This is a genomic window from Kitasatospora sp. NPDC101176, from assembly GCF_044768035.1.
Taxonomy (GTDB): Bacteria; Actinomycetota; Actinomycetes; order Streptomycetales; family Streptomycetaceae; genus Kitasatospora.
Genome location: NZ_JBIWPA010000039.1, coordinates 38,209 through 58,374, shown reverse-complemented (window position 1 = coordinate 58,374; position 20,166 = coordinate 38,209). Strand labels below are relative to the sequence as shown.

The 20,166-nt window shown below is 75.9% G+C and carries 14 protein-coding genes; 7 read left to right on the top strand and 7 right to left on the bottom strand.

Annotated features, from left to right (window positions below):
- The 3 genes from ACIRS1_RS34465 to ACIRS1_RS34455 all read left to right on the top strand — a co-directional run bounded on the left by ACIRS1_RS34465 (position 1) and on the right by ACIRS1_RS34455 (position 4,665).
- Entirely contained in the window at positions 1-1,143 is a 1,143-nt protein-coding gene (locus ACIRS1_RS34465) for an acyl-CoA dehydrogenase family protein (protein WP_360214148.1), read from the top strand.
- Positions 1,144-1,239: 96 nt separating this feature from the next.
- Positions 1,240-2,454 carry an acetyl-CoA C-acetyltransferase gene (locus tag ACIRS1_RS34460; protein WP_402846179.1) on the top strand — a complete coding sequence of 405 codons (1,215 nt, stop codon included), beginning with the start codon at positions 1,240-1,242 and terminating at the stop codon, positions 2,452-2,454.
- A gap of 30 nt (positions 2,455-2,484) precedes the next feature.
- Positions 2,485-4,665 carry a 3-hydroxyacyl-CoA dehydrogenase NAD-binding domain-containing protein gene (locus ACIRS1_RS34455; RefSeq protein ID WP_402846177.1) on the top strand — a complete coding sequence of 727 codons (2,181 nt, stop codon included), beginning with the start codon at positions 2,485-2,487 and terminating at the stop codon, positions 4,663-4,665.
- Between the two features lie 82 nt (positions 4,666-4,747).
- Here the strand turns inward: ACIRS1_RS34455 and ACIRS1_RS34450 are convergent, their stop codons facing one another.
- The 4 genes from ACIRS1_RS34450 to ACIRS1_RS34435 all read right to left on the bottom strand — a co-directional run bounded on the left by ACIRS1_RS34450 (position 4,748) and on the right by ACIRS1_RS34435 (position 9,494).
- Positions 4,748-5,500, bottom strand: coding sequence for a MerR family transcriptional regulator (locus tag ACIRS1_RS34450; RefSeq protein ID WP_360214154.1), 753 nt, complete (start codon positions 5,498-5,500; stop codon positions 4,748-4,750).
- A gap of 201 nt (positions 5,501-5,701) precedes the next feature.
- Entirely contained in the window at positions 5,702-6,733 is a 1,032-nt protein-coding gene (locus ACIRS1_RS34445) for an isopenicillin N synthase family dioxygenase (protein WP_402846175.1), read from the bottom strand.
- A gap of 514 nt (positions 6,734-7,247) precedes the next feature.
- A complete protein-coding gene (locus tag ACIRS1_RS34440; protein ID WP_402846174.1) occupies positions 7,248-8,015 on the bottom strand; it encodes a MerR family transcriptional regulator in 768 nt (255 codons plus the stop codon).
- Between the two features lie 219 nt (positions 8,016-8,234).
- Entirely contained in the window at positions 8,235-9,494 is a 1,260-nt protein-coding gene (locus tag ACIRS1_RS34435) for an SUKH-4 family immunity protein (protein ID WP_402846171.1), read from the bottom strand.
- Between the two features lie 888 nt (positions 9,495-10,382).
- Here ACIRS1_RS34435 and ACIRS1_RS34430 point away from each other — a divergent pair.
- The 3 genes from ACIRS1_RS34430 to ACIRS1_RS34420 are packed head-to-tail and all read left to right on the top strand — an operon-like array spanning position 10,383 to position 16,136.
- Entirely contained in the window at positions 10,383-11,135 is a 753-nt protein-coding gene (locus tag ACIRS1_RS34430; protein ID WP_402846168.1) for a hypothetical protein, read from the top strand.
- 5 nt (positions 11,136-11,140) lie between these two features.
- Positions 11,141-12,811, top strand: a complete 1,671-nt coding sequence (locus ACIRS1_RS34425) for a DNA polymerase Y family protein (RefSeq protein WP_402846165.1) — start codon at positions 11,141-11,143, stop codon at positions 12,809-12,811.
- Positions 12,812-12,866: 55 nt separating this feature from the next.
- A complete protein-coding gene (locus ACIRS1_RS34420) occupies positions 12,867-16,136 on the top strand; it encodes an error-prone DNA polymerase (protein ID WP_402846163.1) in 3,270 nt (1,089 codons plus the stop codon).
- Between the two features lie 81 nt (positions 16,137-16,217).
- Here ACIRS1_RS34420 and ACIRS1_RS34415 read toward each other — a convergent pair whose 3' ends face one another.
- Positions 16,218-17,048 (bottom strand): TIGR03084 family metal-binding protein, encoded by an 831-nt coding sequence (locus ACIRS1_RS34415; protein ID WP_402846161.1) that lies wholly within the window; start codon positions 17,046-17,048, stop codon positions 16,218-16,220.
- Positions 17,049-17,195: 147 nt separating this feature from the next.
- On the opposite strand from ACIRS1_RS34415, the gene ACIRS1_RS34410 reads away from it, so the two are divergent.
- Positions 17,196-18,017 (top strand): LuxR C-terminal-related transcriptional regulator, encoded by an 822-nt coding sequence (locus ACIRS1_RS34410; RefSeq protein ID WP_402846158.1) that lies wholly within the window; start codon positions 17,196-17,198, stop codon positions 18,015-18,017.
- A gap of 88 nt (positions 18,018-18,105) precedes the next feature.
- On the opposite strand, the gene ACIRS1_RS34405 is transcribed toward ACIRS1_RS34410, so the two are convergent.
- Positions 18,106-19,641, bottom strand: coding sequence for an AMP-binding protein (locus tag ACIRS1_RS34405; RefSeq protein WP_402846156.1), 1,536 nt, complete (start codon positions 19,639-19,641; stop codon positions 18,106-18,108).
- 141 nt (positions 19,642-19,782) lie between these two features.
- Entirely contained in the window at positions 19,783-20,145 is a 363-nt protein-coding gene (locus tag ACIRS1_RS34400) for a MerR family transcriptional regulator (protein WP_402846213.1), read from the bottom strand.
- Positions 20,146-20,166: the final 21 nt, after the last annotated feature.

The following is a 20,166-nucleotide window of genomic DNA, read 5'->3' as shown; positions in this document are numbered from 1 at the left end:
TTGCAGCGCGAGATCTACACCGAGCAGCACGAGGACTTCCGGCAGGTCGTGCGGGCCTTCCTCGCCAAGGAGGTGCTGCCGCACTACGACCGCTGGGAGAAGGCCGGCATCGTCGACCGCTCCGCCTGGCTCGCGGCCGGCCGCCAGGGCCTGCTGGGCACGGCCGTGCCCGAGGAGTTCGGCGGCGGCGGCGCCGCGGACTTCCGCTACGCCGCCGTACTGGCCGAGGAGTTCGCCCGGGCCGGCGCCTCCGGGCTGGCGATCGGCCTGCACAACGACATCATCGGCCCCTACCTCACCTCGCTCGCCACCGAGGAGCAGAAGCGCCGCTGGCTGCCCGGGTTCTGCACCGGTGAGCTGATCACCGCGATCGCGATGACCGAACCCGGCACCGGGTCCGACCTGCAGGGCATCCGCACCCGCGCGGTCGACCAGGGCGACCACTACCTGCTCGACGGCGCGAAGACCTTCATCTCCAACGGCATCCTCGCCGACCTGGTGATCGTGGTCGCCCGCACCACCCCGGAGGGCGGCGCGCACGGGCTGAGCCTGCTGGTCGTCGAGCGCGGGATGCCGGGGTTCGAGCGCGGGCGCAACCTCGACAAGATCGGTCAGAAGGCCCAGGACACCGCAGAGCTGTTCTTCCAGGACGTCCGGGTGCCGAAGGAGAACCTGCTCGGCGAGCTGAACGGCGGCTTCGTCCACCTGATGCAGAACCTCGCCCAGGAGCGGCTGACCATCGCGGCCGCGGCGATCGCCGGGGCCGAGTACCTGGTGGAGATCACCACCGACCACGTCAAGCGGCGCGAGGCCTTCGGCCGCCCGCTCGCCAAGCTCCAGCACGTCCGCTTCGAGATCGCCGAGCTCGCCACCGAGTGCGCCGTCACCCGGGCCTTCGTCGACCGCTGCATCACCGAGCACAACCGCTACGCGCTCACCCCGGCGGACGCCTCGATGGCCAAGTGGTGGGCCACCGAGCTGCAGAAGCGCACCGCCGACCGCTGCCTCCAACTGCACGGCGGCTACGGCTACATGAGCGAGTTCCCGGTCGCCCGGGCGTTCACCGACGGCCGGATCCAGACCATCTACGGCGGCACCACCGAGATCATGAAGGAGATCGTCGGCCGCTCCATCCTCGGCTGAGCACCCGCCCCGAGCCCGAGCCCGGACCCGCCCGCCCCGGAAGCCACCCGCCCCGGAAGCCACCCCCCGAAAGCTGCCCCCGAAAGGCTCTCCACCGTGACCACCGAAGCGTACGTCTACGACGCGATCCGCACCCCGCGCGGCCGGGGCAAGGCCACCGGCTCGCTGCACGGCACCAAGCCGATCGACCTCGTCGTCGGCCTCATCCACGAACTGCGCCGCCGGTTCCCCGACCTGGACCCGGCCGCGGTCGACGACATCGTGCTCGGCGTGGTCAGCCCGATCGGCGACCAGGGCTCGGACATCGCCCGGATCGCCGCCATCGCGGCCGGCCTGCCCGACACGGTGGCCGGCGTCCAGGAGAACCGCTTCTGCGCCTCCGGGCTGGAGGCCGTCAACCTGGCCGCCGCCAAGGTCCGCTCGGGCTGGGAGGACCTCGTCCTGGCCGGCGGGGTGGAGTCGATGTCCCGGGTCAAGATGGGCTCCGACGGCGGCGCCTGGTTCGCCGACCCGATGACCTCCTACGAGACGAACTTCGTCCCGCAGGGCATCGGCGCCGACCTGATCGCCACCCTCGAGGGCCTCTCCCGCACCGACGTGGACGCCTTCGCCGCCGAGTCCCAGGCCCGCGCCGCCAAGGCCCAGGCGGACGGCCTGTTCGACCGCTCGGTCGTCCCGGTCCGCGACCGCAACGGCCTGGTCGTGCTGGAGCGCGACGAGTTCATCCGCCCCGGCACCACCGTGGAGACCCTGGCCGGCCTCAAGCCCTCCTTCGCCGCCATCGGCGAGGCCGGCGGATTCGACGCCGTCGCCCTGCAGAAGTACCACTGGGTGGAGGCCATCGACCACGTCCACCACGCCGGCAACTCCTCCGGCATCGTCGACGGCGCCGCGCTCGTCGCCATCGGCAACCGCGAGGTCGGCGAGCGGTACGGGCTGCGCCCGCGGGCCCGGATCGTCTCCGCCGCCGTCTCCGGCTCCGAGCCCACCATCATGCTCACCGGCCCCGCCCCGGCCACCCGCAAGGCGCTCGCCAAGGCCGGGCTCACCGCCGCCGACATCGACCTGGTCGAGATCAACGAGGCCTTCGCGGCCGTCGCCCTGCGCTTCATCCGCGAACTCGGCTTCCGGCCCGACCAGGTCAACGTCAACGGCGGCGCCATCGCCCTCGGCCACCCGCTCGGCGCCACCGGCGCGATGCTGCTCGGCACGGTCGTCGACGAGCTGGAGCGGCGCGACCTCCGGTACGGCCTGATCACCCTGTGCGTGGGCGGCGGCATGGGCGTGGCCACCATCGTCGAGCGCGTCTGACCCCCTGGTAGACCTGGAGACCCTGAACTCATGAGCGACACCACCACCATCCGCTGGGAGCAGGACCAGGACGGCGTGGTCACCCTCGTCCTCGACGACCCCACCCAGTCCGTCAACACCATGAACGAGGCCTTCACCGCCGACTTCGACGCCGTCGTCGAGCGGCTGGCCGCGCTCGCCGGGGCGGGGGAGCTGCGCGGGGTGATCGTCACCTCCGGCAAGCGGACCTTCTTCGCCGGGGGAGACCTGCGGATGCTCTCCGCCGCCCGCCCCGAGGACGCCGCCGCCGTCCTGGAGAAGTCCCTGCGGATCAAGCGCGCGCTGCGCAGGCTGGAGACCCTGGGCCGGCCCGTCGTCGCCGCCGTCAACGGCAGCGCGCTCGGCGGCGGCCTGGAGATCGCCCTCGCCTGCCACCACCGGATCGCCCTGGACACTCCGGCCAGCCGGCTCGGCCTGCCCGAGGTCACCCTCGGCCTGCTGCCCGGAGGCGGCGGCGTGGTCCGCACCGTGCGACTGTTCGGCATCACCGACGCCCTGCTGAAGGTCCTGCTGGAGGGCCGCCAGTACCGCCCGGCGCAGGCCCTGGAGCACGGGCTGGTCCACGAGCTCGTGGCCACCCCGGAGGAGCTCACCGCCCGGGCCCGGGCCTGGATCGAGGCCAACCCGACCGCCGTCCAGCCCTGGGACGTCAAGGGCTACCGGATCCCCGGAGGCACCCCGTCGACCCCGGCCTTCGCCGCCAACCTGCCCTCCTTCCCCGCCAACCTGCGCAAGCAGCTGAACGGCGCCCCCTACCCGGCCCCGCGCAACATCCTGGCCGCCGCCGTGGAGAGCGCCCAGGTCGACGTCGACACCGCGATGGTGGTCGAGGCCCGCTACTTCACCGAGCTGGCCTGCGGCCAGACCAGCAAGAACATGATCCAGGCGCTGTTCTTCGACATGCAGGCCGTCAACTCCGGTGCCGGGCGCCCCAAGGACGTCGAGAAGCGGACGGTCCGCCGGGTCGCCGTGCTCGGTGCCGGCATGATGGGTGCGGGCATCGCCTACACCTGCGCCAGGGCCGGCATCGAGGTCGTGCTCAAGGACGTGAGCCTGGAGGCCGCCGAGCGCGGCAAGGCCTACTCCGCCGGGCTGCTGGACAAGGCGATCGCCCGCGGCCGCTCCACCGAGGCCAAGCGCGACGCGCTGCTCGCCCGGATCACCCCCACCGCCGAACCCGCCGACCTGGCCGGCTGCGACGCGGTCATCGAGGCGGTCTTCGAGAACACCGAGCTCAAGCACAAGGTGTTCCGGGAGATCGAGGGCGTCGTCGCCCCCGACGCGCTGCTCTGCTCCAACACCTCCACGCTGCCGATCGGGGTGCTCGCCGAGGGCGTCGAGCGCACCGCCGACTTCATCGGCCTGCACTTCTTCTCCCCGGTCGACAAGATGCGCCTGGTCGAGATCATCCGCGGCCCGCAGACCGGTGACGAGGCGCTCGCCCGCGCCTTCGACCTGGTCCGGCAGATCGACCGCACCCCGATCGTGGTCAACGACTCGCGCGGCTTCTTCACCTCGCGGGTCATCGGGCAGTTCCTCAACGAGGGCGTCGCCATGATCGGCGAGGGCGTCCACCCGGCCAGCGTCGAGCAGGCCGCGGCGCAGGCCGGCTACCCGGCCAAGGTGCTCTCGCTGATGGACGAGCTCACCCTCACCCTGCCGCGCAAGATCCGCGACGAGTACCGGCGGGCCGTCGAGTCGACCGGCGGCAGCTGGACCCCTCACCCGGCGGACGCCGTGATCGACCGGATGGTCGACGAGTTCGGGCGCCCCGGGCGCAGCGGCGGCGCCGGCTTCTACGAGTACGGCGAGGACGGCGGCCGCGGGCGGCTCTGGCCCGGACTGCTGGAGCACTTCTCCGGCGCGGGCGGGGCCGAGGTGCCCTTCGAGGACCTCAAGGAGCGGATGCTGTTCAGCGAGGCGCTGGACTCGGTGCGCTGCCTGGAGGAGGGCGTGCTGACCTCGGTGGCCGACGCCAACGTGGGCTCCATCCTCGGCATCGGCTTCCCGGCCTGGACCGGCGGTGTCTTCCAGTACATCAACGGGTACCGGGGCGGCCCGGCCGGCTTCGCGGCCCGCGCCCGCGAACTCGCCGCCGCCTACGGCGAGCGGTTCGCGCCGCCGGCGCTGCTGGAGCGGATCGCGGCGGAGGGGCGCACCTTCACCGACTGACCGCCGCTCCGGTGCGGGACCGAGTGACCGCCGGTCCGCACCGGACCGAGTGACCGCCGTTCGGCACCGGACCGAGCGACCGTCAGTCCCGCGCGGGCGGGGCCGTGCCCAGCACGGCCCCGCCCAGCTCCTCCCGCAGCGACCGCTGGAACGCCGTGACCAGCGCCTGCGCCACCATCGGCTGGATGTGGTCCGTCAGCGCCTTCATCCGGGCCAGCTCCTCCGGAGCCGGCTCGCTCTCCCGGTAGGGCTTCCACACCGTCTCCCGGAACAGCCGCTGCAACTCCCGGGCCGTCGCCCGGCTGTGCTCCAGCACCACCGCGCGGGCGGCCAGCAGCGTCTCCAGCGGGATCGGGACGTCCAGGATCCGCACCCCGAGCGGCAGCAGGCCCGGATCCACCCGGAACACCTCGGGATCGGCCGTGCGCTCCACGGCCCCCATCGCCGCCAGCCGGCCGACCTGTTCCTCCGACAGGCCGCGCCCGGCCCGCCGCTCCAGCTGCGCCCGGCCCAGCTCCTCCACCGCCTCCGGCGTCCAGGACGCCACCAGCGCCCGGTGGATCGCCAGGTCCAGCGGCGTGCTGTCCTCCGGCAGCTGCGCCAGGTACCGCTCGATCGCGGCCAGGGTGAGGCCCTGGCGCTGCAGTTCCTCGATCAGCCCCAGCCGGTCCAGGTGCGCCGGGCCGTACAGCCCGACCCGTCGCGGGCCCAGCTCCGGTGGCGGGAGCAGCCCCTTCGTCCCGTAGAACCGGACCGTCCGCACCGTCACCCCGGCCCGCGCCGCCAGCTCGTCCACCGTGAGCCGGACCACCCCGTCCTCCACGGCTTCCCCCATCCGTCGCCTCCTGCGCTGGCACACTTCCGCTGTGACAGCTGCAGTGTGACAGTGCCGGGCGTGCGGGTCCACCGCGTGCCGGTCCGGGCCCGCGCCGCCCCGCGTCCGCACACGGGTCCGCCCCCGGCGCACGGTGGCGGCGGGGGCGGACGGGGCGCGCGGACGGCCCACGGGGCCCGTCGGGGCCTGGCCCGTCGGGACCTAGCGGGACGAGGCCTCGGCGAGGTCGGCGTGGTGGCGGCGGGTGACCTCGGGATGGGCCCGGGTGTACCCCTTCCACTCGTTGAGGCCGAACTCGGCGAACAGCGGGTTCTCCGGGTCCTCGGTGGCGCCGGGGGCGTGGTGGGCGAGCGGGAAGTCCAGCGGCTCGATGTGGGCGTCCAGGCGCGGGTTGTAGAAGAACGGCACGGAGAACCGCTCGCGGGCGCCGGCCGGGCTGACCACCCGGTGGTTGGTGGCCTTGAGGTACCCGTCCGTGGCCACCTCCAGCAGCTCGCCGAGGTTGACCACGAAGGCGCCCTCCATCGGCGGGACCTCCAGGAAGGTGCCGTCCGGGCGCTCGACCTGGAGCCCGCCGACGGTGTCCTGGAGGAGCAGCGTGATGAAGCCGTAGTCCTTGTGGGCGCCGACGCCCTGGCCGGCGCCGTCCGGCGCGGTGCCGGGGTAGCGCACCAGCTTGAGCCGCAGGTGCGGGTGGCCGGCGAAGGCGGCGTCGTAGAAGTCGGGGCGGGCGCCGATCGCGGCGAGGAGTTCGTGCAGCAGGCGGCGGGCGACGTCGCCGAGGTGGTCGATCCAGCCGAGCGCGGCGGTGCGCAGCTCGGGCAGCGCGGCCGGCCACTGGTTGGGCCCCTCCAGCCACCAGTAGGGGGGCTCGCCGGTGCCGGGCACGTGCGCGGGCAGCTCGGCGCCTATGTCCAGCTGGTCGCGCCAGTCCTGGCTGCCGCCGGTGCGCTCGTCACCGGTGCGGGTGTAGCCGCGGTAGTGCGGGGAGTTGAGGTTGCTCACGGCGAGCCGGTCGGTCTCGGGGAGGGCGAAGAAGGCGCGCATCGCCGCGGTGAGCGAGGCCGTCTCTGCCGGGGTGATGCCGTGGCCGACGAGCTGGAAGAACCCGACGCCGGTGGCCGCGGCACGGAGTTCGTCGTGCAGGCGGCGACGGTCCTCGGGGCCGCCGTGGGCGAGCGAGAGGTCGATCACCGGGAGGGAGTCGGGTACGGGCGTGTGCTGCTGCGACATGTGTGACATCCGCTGGTCTCGTCCCGGCGGGGCCCGGTGATCGACCGGGGGCGGCCGGAGGAACCGCCTGGTGCGGCGGGTGCTCCGGGGGCCGGGAGGTGGTGGCGGCCACGTGGGGGCCGCCCTGAGGGTGGTTGGCGCGAGGTTCAGCTGGAGCGTCGACAGGACATGCTCGTCACGCGGAGCAGGTCCACGTGGCGACGACGAACAAGGATGAGCACGTCACCAGCCTAGATGACCCCCTCGTCGGCGAGCGAGCCCCCTGCCGCGGAGTGAGCCCTCTCACTTGTCGGTGGGCGATCAAAGGTCGTCCGGGTCCGTCCCCCCGCGCCCCCGGCGCCGTCCCCCCGCGCCCCCGGCACCACCCTCCCGGGTGCCCCGGTCGGGGCCCCCCCCCCCCCCCCCCCCCGGCGGGGCCCCCCCCCCCCCCCCCCCCCCCCCCCCCCCGCCACCCCCCGCGGGGGGCCCCGGGGCGCCCCCCCCCGCCCCCCGGTGGGGGGGGGGCCCCGCCGGATCAGCCCAGCCGCGCCGCCGCGTACGCCTCCATGGCGGCCCGCTGGTAGGCGGCCAGACCCGGGGCCACGGCCTCGTACACGGCGCGCCACTGGTCGTTCCCGGTGCAGGAACGCGCGATCGCGAGGTACTCCCCGACCGGGACGCCGCGCAGGGCGGTGAGCTGCCGGTACTCGGCGTCGACGTGGCTCTGCACGGTCTCCGCGTCCGCCGGGTGGCCGGCGGTCATCAGCTCCGCGAGGCGGACCATCCGCGCCGTCCGCTCGCGCTGGCCGGCCTCCACCTCGGCCGGGCTCATCGCGGCGGTGGTGCGGCGGGCGGCCTCGGCGTGCTCGGGGAAGTCCCGCAGGCTCCGCTCGACGTCGGCGGGCTGGATGCCCTCGAACAGGTTCTCCGGTCGGTTGATGCTGGTCATGGGTGTGCCGTCCCTTCGGGAACGTTCCAGGTCGGCGATCGTGCGGGAGACGGTGGCGGCCAGGGCGGCCAGCCGGTCGCGCTCGGCGAGCAGCCGGCGCTGGTGGTCCCGGAGGGCCTCCAGCTCGTCCACCTGATCGTCCGTGATCCGGGCGATCTCGGTCAGGCCGACCCCCAGCGCGCGCAGCACGAGGATCTGCTGCAGCTGCAGCAACTGCCGCTCCTCGTAGTAGCGGTGGCCGTTGGAGCCGATCCGGGCCGGTGGCAGCAGCCCGATCTCGTCGTAGTGCCGCAGGGTCCGGGCGGTCACCCCGGACATCCGGGCGACCGCCGCGATCGGCCAGGCCGCTGCCATCCGTCTTCCCCCTCGTTCACGTCCGCTCGGACCGGGGCCGGTTCCTCCGGCCCTGGTCACGACCGTAGGAGCTGCCGTTGCGGCAACCGCAAGCCCTGACTCCGCCCGGATTCCGGCCGGTCTCCGCCTGCACCCCGTCGGGCGTCCCTCCGCACCCCGTCGGGCGTCCGCCTGCGCCCCGCCCGGCCGCCGGGGCGTCCGGTGCGGGGCCCGCCCGGATCAGCCCAGCAGGCCGCCCAGGTGCGCGTCCTCGGCGAGCAGCCGCCACGAACGCCCCGGCGAGGCGAACGCCTCCGGGTCGACGGCCTCCACCAGACGGTCCACCACGGTGCTCAGCAGCGACTGCGGGTCGAACACCGCCCAGGTGTCCCGGCCCCGCCCGTAGTCCCAGCGGTCCCACTCCGCGCGCAGCCGCTCGCACGTCCACAGCGCGTAGAGCAGGGCGGACAGGTCGCGGTTGAGGTAGGCCTCCGGCTCGCCGTCGTCGTACCAGTCCGGCAGTTCGAGCCGGCCGGTGACACCGTCCAGCGCGATCGTCAGATCCGTCGGCCAGTCCCCGAGCGCCAGGAACTCCCGCTGGTACGGGCGCTCCTCCTCGCCGTCGAAGTACTCCGGGTACGCCTCCGCCATCGTGACCAGCGGCTCGGCGCCCACCCCGAACATCGCCCCGCCGAGCGGCAGCCCGATCTCCGTCAGCAGCCGCCGGGTCGGCTCGTGCACCAGCCCGGCGGGCAGCTCCTCCGCGCGGAAGCGGTGCACCGCGCCCGCGCCGTCGTCCTGGTCCGTCAACGCGGCGAGGTCGGCGACCAGCTCCGCGCCCACCTCGAACGCCGGCCCGCCCGGACCACCCGGCAGCGCACCCCAGCCCAGCGCCCGCACCAGCAGCGCCGTGCCCCAGTGCGCCGGCGCGGCGGCCCGCCCGAACAGCTCCGGGTCGGCCTCCCGCATCCGGCGCTCCGCCCCGGCCGTCACCTCGGCGACCACCGCCGGTCCGCGCCGCCCGTCCAGGGCGTCCGCCCGCCGGGCCGCCGCGGCGACCTCCTCGACCTCCCGCACCAGCCCGGCCAGCGCGGGCAGGCCGGAGGCCAGCGGATCCCGCCGCACCTCCCCGTCGGCCGTACCCTCCTCGCCCAGGAACACCTCGCCGGTCACCCCGTCCAGCAGCACCGGGCCGCCGGCCGCGGCGAACGGCGCGCAGTACTCCGTCTCCCCGAGGACGAACCACCGCTCCGACCCCGGCAGGGCCTCCAACGCGCCGTCACCGATCGCCCCGAAGTCCAGGAACGCCCCCGAGGCCGGCAGCCCCTCCCGCACCAGGAACTCCCGGCTCCCCGCGTGCACCACCCCGTCCGGCAGCCCTGCCGCCGCGACCCGAACCTGCCCCACGTGCCACACCCTCCCCGACCCTGACCCCCAGACCCTAGGGTCTGCCTTCGAACCCGCGTCCACGGGGGGCTGGGCACGCACTCCCCGAGCCATCGGCCGGAAGGCACCCCCACCGCGCGGACTTCCTCTCCGCCCCTGCGGCGCACGCACCCCCAGGCCACCCCGCCCGCCCTCCGAGCGGACGACGGGGGTTCGACGACAGACCCTAGCCGCCCCGCCCGACACCGCCGCCGACGGAGCCCTTCCGGCGACGGCGCGGGCAGGGGGCGCCGGAAGCCCCGGGCGACCCCCGCCCGCCCGGACGCCACCGGGTGGCCCCGTACGTCGTCGCGCCCGAGGCGGTGCCGGCGGCCGTGATCCCGTTGCGGTGTCAGGGCGGTGCACGCGGGCGGGGGATGCGAGGGGCGCGACGCGGCGGTGCCCGCCCGCCTTGCGGCCCGCTCCGGCGGAGGGCCTCCGGATGCCGCTGCCGGCCGAGTGGTGACTGTCGGTCACTCGTCGCGCAGTCGTCGGCTGTTGAGGTCGTCGCCCGGTGGGGGTGGGTTGTTCGGGGGCGTGGCGCTCACTTGCCCGGTGCAGCCTCCCGGCCCGCCTTTCGTGGCCGTCCGGCGAGGAGTGCCGGCTCCGGGCGGGGCGGCGGCTCCCGATCCGGCGAGACCTCCGGTGGCCGGCTTCCCCGTCGGGCGCCGCCCGCCGCCTGCCGTCCGCCGTTCGGTGCCGTCCGCCGTTCGGCGGATGCCTCCGGTGGTGGCGACCGGCCTGTTCCGGATCGGCTTCGCGCCCGTCCGCGGCCGACGCCGGGGCGTGTCGCCCGCAGCCGCAGGGCCTCTCGGGTCGCCGACCGTCCGGCTGTCACGGAGTGTGACGAGTGGGGTGGTCTGGTCGGACTTGAATCTTTGCGAACGAATGTTCGATCCTGGGGGTGTGCCCGTCATCGAATCTGTTTTCGAATCTGCTGCCGAGCGGCCGACGCTCCGGCCGGTGGCGTCGACCGCCGTGCCGGGGGACGGGCCGGCCGGCCGCGGGCTGCTCCCGGTGCCGCCAGCGCTGCGCGAGGTACTGCCGGACGGCGGGCTGCGCAGGGGTGCGGCGGTGTCGGTGGCGGGTGGGGACACCGGGCTGCTGCTGGCGCTGGCGGCCGGGGTGAAGGAGACGGAGGGCGGCTGGACCGCGGCCGTCGGCCTGCCGGAGCTGGGCCTGGCCGCGGCCGAGGGGTACGGGCTGGACCTGCGGCGGCTGCTGGTCGCCGACGACCCGGGGCCGTACTGGGCCGAGGTGGTCTCGGTGCTGGCCGGTGCGGTCGAGCTGGTCATGCTGCGCCCGGACGGCCCGGTGGCGCCGAAGCTGGCCGCCCGGCTGGCGGCGGTGCTGCGGCGCAGCGGGTGCGTGCTGCTGGTGGCCGGGCCCTGGCCGGGGGCGGTGCTGCGGCTGGGGGTGCGGTCCGGGCGCTGGTTCGGGCTGGGGGACGGCTACGGGCAGCTCGCCGGCCGGCAGGTCGAGGTGGTGGCCGAGGGGCGCGGTTCGGCGGTGCGCGGGCGGACCGCCCGGCTCTGGCTGCCGGACGAGCACGGCGCGGTGCGGCCGGTCCGGGAACCGCAGGCCCCGGAGCACCCGGTCCTGGACCACCTCGCCCCGGACCACCTCGCCCCGGACCGTCCGGTCACGGCACATCCGGCCACGGCAGGCCCGCGCGCGACCGGGCCGCGGCCGCTCGAGCAGGCGGCGGTGGTGTGAACGGCATGAGCGGCACGAACAGCACGAGCGGCGCGCGCGGCACGACGGAGGACGCCGACCGGACGCCGCGGGTGCTGGTGGTCTGGTGCCCGGACTGGCCGGTGGTGGCGGTGACCGGTGACGACCCGGTGGCCGTGACCGAGGGCGGGCGGATCCTCGCCTGTTCGGCCGGGGCCCGGGCGGCCGGGGTCCGGCAGGGGCAGCGGCTCAAGCTGGCCCAGCGGCTCTGCCCGGCGCTGGAACTGCGCGACCGTGACCCGGAGGCGGAGACCCGCCGCTTCGAGCCGGTGGTCGCGGCGGTGGAGGCGTTCACGCCCCGGGTGGAGGTGATCCGACCCGGTCTGTGCGCGATCCCGGTGAAGGGGCCGGGCCGCTACTTCGGCGGTGAGGAGGCGCTGGCGGCCAAGGTCGGGACAGCGGTCGCGGAGGCGCTGGCGCGGCGGCCGGTTCCGGACGCCGTCCCCGGCGCGGAGCCCGTACCCGAGCCCGCCCCGGAACCCGCCCCGGAGCCCCCGAGCGCCCCGGAGCCCCCGACCGCCCAGGTCGGCGTGGCCGACGGCCTGTTCGCCGCCGTGCTCGCCGCCCGGGCCGGGGTGCTGGTGCCGCAGGGGCGGACCGCCGAGTTCCTCGCGCCCTACCCGGTGGGCACGCTCGGCGACGAGGCGTTGGCGGAGCTGCTGGGGCGGCTCGGCCTGCCGACCGTCGGGGCGTTCGCGGCGCTGCCGCCCGAGGCGGTCGCGGACCGGTTCGGCCCGGTCGGGACGGTCGCGCACCGGCTGGCCCGCGGTCTGCAGCCGCGCCCGCTGGTGCCGCGCGACCAGGAGCCGGACCTCGCCGTCGAGCAGCGCTTCGACCCGCCCGAGCCGCTGGCCGAGCCCCTGGTGTTCGTGGCCCGCACGCTGGCAGAGCGCCTGCACCAGCGGCTGGCGGGGGCCGGGCTGACCTGTCGGCGGGTGGCCGTCGAGGTGGTCTGCGCGGACGGGCGGGCGGCCTCGCGGCTGTGGCGGCACGAGGGGCGGCTCTCGGCGACGGCGCTGGCCGAGCGGGTCCGCTGGCAGCTCCAGGCCTGGCAGGGCGCGGGCACCTTCGCGGCGTCGGTGTCCGGGGAGGGCGGCGGCTTCACCCTGCTCCGGCTGGCCCCGGACGGCCTCTCCCCGGACCAGGGGCGCCAGTTGGCGCTGTGGGGGCAGGCGGTCGCGGACGACCGGGTCGAGCGGGCGGTGGCCCGGGTGCAGGCGGTGCTCGGGCACGCCGGGCTGCGCAGGATCGAGCCGTCGGGCGGCCGGGGCCCGGGTGAGCAGGCGGTGAAGGTGCCGTGGGGCGAGCCGTACGAGGCGGCGGCGCCGGCCGACGCGCCGTGGCCGGGGCGGCTGCCGGACGTGTGGCCGGCGGTGGTGCTGCGGGATCCGGCGCCGGTGCGGGTGCTGGACGGGGCCGGGCTGCCGGTGACGGTGGACGGCCGGGCGGGGGTGTCGGCCCGGCCGGTGCTGGTGGTGTTCCAGGGGCGGGAGGAGCAGGTGGAGGGCTGGACCGGGCCCTGGCCGGCGGTCGAGTACTGGTGGGACCAGGCGCTCGCCCGTCGCCGGGCGCGGTTCCAGGTGGTGGTGGGTGACGGCCGGGCGCTGCTGCTCACCGTGGAGGGGGGTGCGTGGTACCTGGAGGCCGGTTACGACTGACCGGAGATCGGGCCCGGGGGGAATCCGAGCACGAGAACGACGAAGGCGACTCCCGATGGGCTTCACCAGCCACCCCACCGTCCCCTGGAACGAGCTGCACCGCCGCCTGGCCGGCGCGGCGCCGGACCGCACGGTCGTCCCCCTGCACCGCCCCGCCCGGCAGGACGCCGCCCCCGAGGGCCCGGGACACCCCGGCGGCCCGGGGCGCCCCGGAGGTGCCGGCGACGGCCCCGGCGCCCCCGCCGACGAGCCCTGGGCCGAGCTGCACGTCCACTCCGCCTTCAGCTTCCTGGACGGCGCCAGCGACCCGGAGGACCTGGTCGCCGAGGCGGCCCGGCTGGGGGTGGAGACCCTGGCGATCACCGACCACGACGGCCTGTACGGTGCGGTCCGGCTGGCCGGGGCGGCCCGCGGCACGGGCGTGGCCACCGCGTTCGGCGCCGAGCTGACGATCCGTCACGAAGGTGCCGGGGACGAGCACCTGCTGGTGCTGGCCCGCGACCCGGACGGCTACCGCCGGCTCTCCGCCGCGATCGCCGCCGCCCAGCTGGCGGGCGGGGCGAAGGGCCGCCCGGCGTACGACCTGGCGGCGCTGGCCGGGGCGCACGGCGGCCACTGGGCGGTGCTCACCGGCTGCCGGCTGGGCCGGGTCCCGGCCGGGCTCGGGGACGGCACCGCCGGGCGGCGGCTGGACACCCTCGTGGAGGCGTTCGGCCGCGACAGCGTCCACGTCGAGCTGATCGACCAGTGGCTGCCCGGTGACGACCGGCGCAACGACGCCCTCGCCGCGCTCGCCGCCGAGCACGGCCTGACCGCCGTCGCCTCCACCAACGCCCACCACGCGGGCCCCGCCCAGGGCCGGCTCGCGCAGAGCCTGGCCGCGCTGCGCGGACGCCGCACCCTGCAGGACGCGGCCGGCTGGACGCGGGCCGCCGGCACCGCGCACCTGCGCTCCGGCCGCGAGATGGCGGCCCGGCTGGCCCGCTTCCCGGGGGTGCGGCGGGCCACCGCCGAACTGGGCCGCGCCTGCGCCTTCGACTTCGCCCGGCTGGACCCCGAGCTCCCGGGCTTCCCCGTCCCGGCGGGCGAGACCGAGATCGGCCACCTGCGGGCCCTGGTCGCCGCCGGCGGCCCGGCGCGCTTCGGGCCCGGCAACGCGGCCGCCCGGCGCCAGCTCGCCAAGGAGCTGGACGTCATCGAGGACCTCGACCTGGCCGGCTACTTCCTGATCGTGCACGACATCGTCGACTTCTGCCGCCGGGAGGACATCTGGTGCCAGGGCCGCGGCTCGGCGGCCAACTCGGCGGTCTGCTACGCGCTGGGGATCACCGCCGTCGACCCGGTCCACTACCGGCTGCTGTTCGAGCGCTTCCTGTCCACCGCGCGGGACGGGCCGCCCGACATCGACCTGGACATCGAGAACCGCCGCCGCGAGGAGGTCATCCAGTACGTCTACCGCCGTTACGGCCGCGAGCACGCCGCGCAGGTCGCCAACGTGATCACCTACCGGCCGCGGCTGGCGATCCGCGACGCGGCCCGGGTGCTCGGCTACCCGCAGGGCCAGGTGGACGCGTTCAGCCGGCAGACCGACTTCCGCTCCGCGCCCGGGGCGGACGCCGTGATCCCCGCCGACGTGCTCTCGCTCGCCGCCCAACTCCACGGCCTGCCGCGGCACCTGGGCATCCACTCGGGCGGCATGGTGCTCACCAGGGAGCCGATCGGCGAGATCTGCCCGACCGAGTGGGCCCGGATGCCCGGGCGTTCGGTGCTGCAGTGGGACAAGGAGTCCACCGCCGGCGCCGGGCTGGTGAAGATCGACCTGCTCGGCCTCGGCATGCTCGCGGCGCTGCACGACGCCTGCGACCTGGTCGCCGAGCACCACGGCCTGCGCTACGACCTGGCCGGCATCCCGGACGACGACCCGGGCGTGTACGCGATGCTGCGCCGGGCGGACACCGTCGGGGTGTTCCAGGTCGAGTCGCGGGCGCAGATGGCGACGCTGCCCCGGCTCAAGCCGGACCACTTCTACGACCTGGTGGTCGAGGTGGCGCTGATCCGGCCCGGGCCGATCCAGGGCGGCTCCGTCCACCCGTACCTGCGCCGCCGCGCCGGGGCCGAGCCGCCCGGCTGCCCGCACCCGCTGATGGAGAACGCGCTCGGCAAGACCCTCGGGGTGCCGCTGTTCCAGGAGCAGATGATGCAACTGGCCATCGACTGCGCGGGGTTCACCCCTCCCGAGGCCGACCGGCTGCGGCAGGCGATGGGTGCCAAGCGCTCGCACGAGCGGGTCGCCGAACTGCGTGACAGGCTGCTCACCGGGATGGCCGAGCGCGGCATCCCGCCGGAGGTGGCCGAGGACGTCTACGGCAAGATCGAGGCGTTCTCCAACTACGGCTTCCCGGAGAGCCACGCGATCAGCTTCGCCTACCTGGTGTACGCCAGCGCCTGGCTCAAGTACCACTTCCCGGCGGCCTTCGCGTGCGCGCTGCTGGCCAACCAGCCGATGGGCTTCTACTCGCCGCTCAGCCTGGTCTCGGACGCGCGGCGGCACGGCGTGCGGGTGCGCGGGGTGGACGTCAACGCCAGCGGGCCGCGGCCCACCCTGGAGCCGTACCGGGGGCCGACCCCGAAGCCGCCGCTGACTGCGGGCCGCCCGCAGCCGGCGATCCGGCTCGGCCTGGAGACGGTGCGCGGCATCGGCACCCCGCAGGCCGAGGCGATCGCGGCCGGGCGGCCGTACGCCGACCTGGAGGACTTCGCCCGTCGCACCGCCCTGCCCGCACCGGTCCTGGAGGCGCTGGCGACGGCCGGGGCCTTCGACTGCTTCGGCCTGACGCGCCGTCAGGCGCTCTGGTCGGCAGGGGCGTTCGCCGGGATATCGGACGGGGTGATCCCCGGTACCACGCCCGGCACCGAGGCGCCGGAGCTGCCCGAGCTGAGCCCGGTCGAGGCGACCATCGCCGACCTGTGGGCCACCGGCACCTCCGCCACCAGCCACCCGCTCCAGCACCTGCGCACCCACCTGGAGCGCGGCGGCGCCCTGTCCGCCGCCCAGCTCCCGGACGTGCCGCCGGGGACGGCGGTGGTGGTCGGCGGCCTGGTCACCCACCGGCAGCGGCCGCCGACGGCCGGCGGGGTGCTCTTCCTCAGCCTGGAGGACGAGACCGGCCTGATCAACGTGATCTGCAACCGCCCGGTCTGGGAGTCCCAGCGCCGCACCGCCCTGGACCGGGCCGGCCTGCTGGTGCACGGCCACGTCGAGCGCGACCGCGGCGCCACCAACCTGATCGCGACCCGCCTCACCCCGCTGCGGATCGGCCTCTGAGGCCTGCGTCCTCCGAGGCCTGCGCCGAAGCCCGCCCCCGACGCGTTCGCCGGGGGCGGGCGGGCCGCCCCGCCGGCCGGGTCAGGCGCCCGCGTCCCGTCCCTTCCCCGGCGCCCCGGCGAAGGCCTGGGCGATCGGCAGCCAGGCGGTGGCGACCGGGCCGGTGGCGGTGAGGGCGAGGTCGTCGCGGTGGCGGCGCTGGGTCACCAGCAGGCAGAAGTCCAGTGCGGGACCGGCCACCAGGTCCGTCGCCCCGGCCGGGCCGAAGGTCCACGACCCGCCGTCGGGGGCGGTCAGTTCGAGGCGCACCGGCTGCTCCGGCACGGGCAGTCCGCGCAGCTGGAAGGCGAAGCCGAGGGTGCGCAGCCCCAGGTGGGCGATGTGCCGCAGCCGGTCGGTCGGCTCCCGCGCCACCCCCAGTGCGTCGGCGACGTCCTGGCCGTGCGCCCAGGTCTCCATCAGTCGCGCGGTGGCCATCGAGGCGGGCTTCATCGGCGGGCCGAACCAGGGCAGCCGCTGGTCGGCCGGGGCGGCGGCCAGCGCGGCCAGGGCCGCCTCCCGGCCGGCCCGCCAGCGGGCCAGCAGGGCCGTGGGTGCGGCCGCCGCCCCCTCCGCGGCACCGGCCTCCACCGGGTCGGTGCCGGCGTCCAGCAGCGCGCCGAAGTGCTCGCCGAGCGCCGTGCCGAAGCCCTCCGCGTCGCGGGCGGCGAGGGCGGTCCAGTCGTCGGTCCAGGCCAGGTGGGCGATCTGGTGCGCGACGGTCCAGCCCTCGGCGGGGGTCGGGCGGGCCCAGCCGTCCGCGGGCAGGTCGGCGACCAGGGCGTCCAGCACCGCGCTCTCGGCCCGCAGGTCGCCGAGCAGCCCGGTCAGGACGTCCGCCGCGGGCGGTGTCGGGGCGTTCGGATCCGTCATCGGTTCCCTTCCTCCGGTCCCGGCGCATTACCCGCCGGTAATCCACGGCCGCACCCTACGCCGGGCCCGGCCGGCCCGCCCGGAACTCCGCGGAACCCGCACGTCGGACCTCTCGCCAGCGGCCGTGGTGCGTGTGACAATCTCGCGGTGAAGACGGACCCCAGGGCCGCGGACACCCCCAGGCCGACGCCCGCGGACGACCCCGGGATCGGCGCGCGCGCCGCCGAGTTGGTGCGGGACGCGGTGCTGGGCGACCTCGCCCGCCGGGTGGTGGCGCAGTGCGGGGCGGACGTCGGCCTGGTGGGCGTGCCCGAGCCGCTGCCGGTGGCGGTGCCCGGGCACCGCGCGGGCGAGGACGGCCTGGTGCTGCGGCACTGGGCGGGCACCCGGGCGGACCTGCTGCACGACCGCCCCGTCCCGACCGGTACCGGCCTGGGCGGGCGGGCGCTGGCCGAGCGGGCACCCAGCTGGGTGCCCGACTACCGTGCCGCCACCACGATCTCGCACCACCACGACGCCGCCGTCAGCGCCGAGGGCCTGTACGCGATGCTCACCGTGCCGCTGTTGCACGGCGGCACCGTGTACGGCGTGGTGTACGCCTCGCTGCGGGCCGTCGTCCCGTTCGGGGACGTCCGGATCGCGGCCGTCGGCCGGCTCGCGGCGACCGCCACCCGGGCGCTCGCCGGCGCCGCCGCCTGGGGCCGCCCGGAGTCCGCACGGCCGGGCGCCGGGACGGGCGCCGGGCCGACGGGCCCCGGACGGGCCGCCCCCGTAAGGCCGTTGACCCCGCGCGAGCACGAGGTGCTGCGCTGGGCGGCGACCGGCCGGACCAACCCGGAGATCGCCGCCCGGCTTGGGCTGACCTGCAACACCGTGACGGGCTACCTGAAGTCCGCCATGCACAAGCTGGGGGTCCGCAACCGGACCGAACTCGCCGTGGCGGCCCGGGAGTCCGGCCTGGTCGACTGACCGGAGCCGGTCGGCCGACCCGCCCCCTGTGCCGGGTCGGCCGACCCGCCGTCCGCGCCGGCCCGGTCGACCCGCCCCCCGCGCCGGGTCAGTTGACCTGTCGTCCGCGCCCTGCCCAGTACGGCTCGCGCAGCCGGAACTTCTGCAGCTTGCCGGTGGCCGTGCGCGGGAGGGCCTCCCGGAACTCCACCGAGGTGGGGGACTTGTAGCCGGCCAGCCGCTGCTTGCAGTGCGCGATCAGCTCGGCCTCGGTGACGGCCTCCCGGCCCTCCCGGAGCACCACCAGTGCCTTGACGGTCTCGCCCCACTTCTCGTCCGGCACGCCGATCACCGCGGCCTCGGCGACCGCCGGGTGGCTGTACAGGCAGTCCTCGACCTCGATCGAGGAGACGTTCTCCCCGCCGCTGATGATGACGTCCTTCTTCCGGTCCGAGATGGTCAGCTGGCCGTCGGTGAGGGTTCCGCCGTCACCGGTGTGGAACCAGCCGTCCCGGAGCGCCTCGGCGGTGGCCTCGGGCTGCTGCCAGTAGCCGTCCAGCACGGTGTTGGAGCGCACCAGCACCTCGCCGGACGGGTCCACGCGCAGCCGGGTGCCGATCGCCGGCGCGCCGGCCTGCACCAGCCGCTCGGCCCGCTCGGCGGCGGGCAGGGCGTCCCACTCGGCGCGGGAGCGGTTGACGGTGACCACGGGGGAGGTCTCGGTCAGGCCGTAGAGCTGCATGAACTCCCAGCCCAGCTGCTCCTCGACCTGCTGCACCACGGAGGTCGGCGGCGGCGCGCCGGCCACGATCATCCGCACCCGATCGCGGCCGGGCACCGGGCCGTCCCAGTCGGCGGCCGCGTCCAGCACCATCTGGACGACGGCGGGCGCCCCGGACAGGAAGGTCACCCCGTGCCGCTCGACCCGGCGCAGGATCTCCGCGCCGTCCACCTTGCGCAGCACGATGTGCCGGGCACCGAGCCCGGTGAGAGAGAACGGCAGCCCCCAGCCGTTGGCGTGGAACATCGGCAGGGTGTGCAGGTAGACGTCCCGGTCGCTCGCGCCGTAGTGCAGGCCCATCAGCACCGCGTTCAGCCAGATGTTGCGGTGGGTGAGCTGGACGCCCTTGGGGCGGGCGGTGGTTCCGCTGGTGTAGTTGATCGTGGCGGTGTCGTTCTCGGAGAGCTCGTACCGCCGGGGGGCGTGGTCGAAGTCGTACAGCAGGGCGTCGCTGTCCGCGCCGAGCGTGAAGGTGTGCTTGGCCGTCACCCCGTGCAGGGAGTCGGCGAGTTCCGGGTCGACCAGCAGGACGGAAGCGCCGCTCTGCTCGACGATGTACGCCACCTCCTCGGCGCGCAACCGGAAGTTCACCGGCACCAGCACCCGCCCGTGGCCGCTCACCCCGAACAGGGCGGTCATCAGCCGGGCCGAGTTGTGCGACACGACGGCGACCCGCTCGCCGGGCCCGACGCCCAGCCGGTCCAGCCCGGCCGCCTGCGCCCGGGCCAGTTCGGCGACCCGGCGGTAGCTCAGCTCGCCCCAGGATTCGGCCGGCTGCACCGGCTCGTCGACGATGCCGACCCGGTCGCCGTAGACCAGCTCGGCCCGGTCGAGGAAGTCCATCACGGAGAGTGGAATCTGCATGCGCCCACTGTCCTCCCCGGGCCGCCCGCCGCATACCCCCGATCGGGGGTGTCGCCCGCGCGGGCGTCCCCGTCCGCCGGTGCCGGCGCCGCCCGGGGCCACCCGCCGGGGAGTCCGGGGCCACCCGCCCGGGTGCCGGGGTCACGCTTTCGGGTGCGCCCCGGCCGCCGCGAGGGCCGCGACCAGCCGGTCCCGGGCCTCGGCCTGCGCGGCGATCCGGCGCTCCATGACGGCCAGCCGCTCCCGGGCGATCCGCAGCGCCTCCGCGGACGGCGCCTGCGCCAGCACGTCGCCGTCCAGGCAGCCGAGGAAGGGGCGGACGTCCTCCAGGGTGAACCCGGCCGCGACCAGCGCGCGGATGTTGCGCACCCGGACGGCGGCCTGCTCCCCGTACTCCCGGTACCCGTTGGCGGACCGCTCGGAGCCGATCAGCCCGGCCTGCTCGTAGTGCCGCAGGATGCGCGGCGTCGTGTCCGTCCGCTCGGCCAGCTCACCGATCCGCACCCGCACGGCCCCCGTTCCCGC